Source organism: Vibrio sp. YT-19(2023) (genome assembly GCF_033337395.1).
Window position 1 is genome coordinate 1 of the sequence record NZ_JAWOQN010000371.1, and the last position, 783, is coordinate 783.

The 783-nt window shown below is 47.9% G+C and carries 1 protein-coding gene; it reads right to left on the reverse strand.

The window, feature by feature from the left end:
• Window positions 1-652, reverse strand: a 652-nt coding sequence (ubiE, locus tag R7E78_RS25970) for a bifunctional demethylmenaquinone methyltransferase/2-methoxy-6-polyprenyl-1,4-benzoquinol methylase UbiE (protein ID WP_318058587.1), incomplete at its 3' end; no start/stop codon positions are given.
• Window positions 653-783: the final 131 nt, after the last annotated feature.

The window sequence follows — 783 nt, forward strand, 5'->3', positions numbered from 1 at the left end:
CAGCAAGGTAGCGGTAGCTTTCTGCGTCATTCGCGACCAATTCGCCCATTTTTGGCAATAGGTGGAATGAGTACGCGTCGTACACTTTTGATAGTGGTTCGAGAACTGGTTTAGAGAATTCCAAAACCAATAGACGACCACCTGGCTTAAGTACGCGGAACATTGAACGCAGTGCTTTGTCTTTGTCGGTTACGTTACGAAGACAGAAGCTGATGGTGATCACATCGAAGTAATCATCTGGGAAAGGCAGTTCTTCTGCGTTTGCTTGTACGTAGTGTACGTTACCCACAATGCCGTTATCGCGCAGTTTGTCGCGGCCAACATTCAGCATTGAGTTGTTAATATCTGCCAGAACCACGTGGCCTTGGTCCCCAAAAATAAGGGCGAATTTCGCTGTTAGGTCACCCGTACCACCACCTAGATCCAGAATGCGCTGACCAGGACGAGCGCCACTGCAATCGATCGTAAAACGCTTCCAAAGGCGGTGAATACCACCTGACATCAGGTCGTTCATGATGTCGTATTTCGCTGCCACTGAGTGGAAAACTTCGGCAACTTTGGTCACTTTTTCTTCTTTCGCCACTGTGGTGAAACCAAAGTGGGTCGTTTCGTTCTCTAACGCTGTATTGGATTGCAAACTTGTGTCCGTCATTCTAATTCCTCTTGGGCAGCACTTGTTCACTACAGGGCGTTTGCTGACAATGAAAGTCGCCCTCTGTACTGCGGGCGATTAGTTTACTTTATCCTCAGCCGGATGTCTTTCTACTAACGATTCATTTGGTG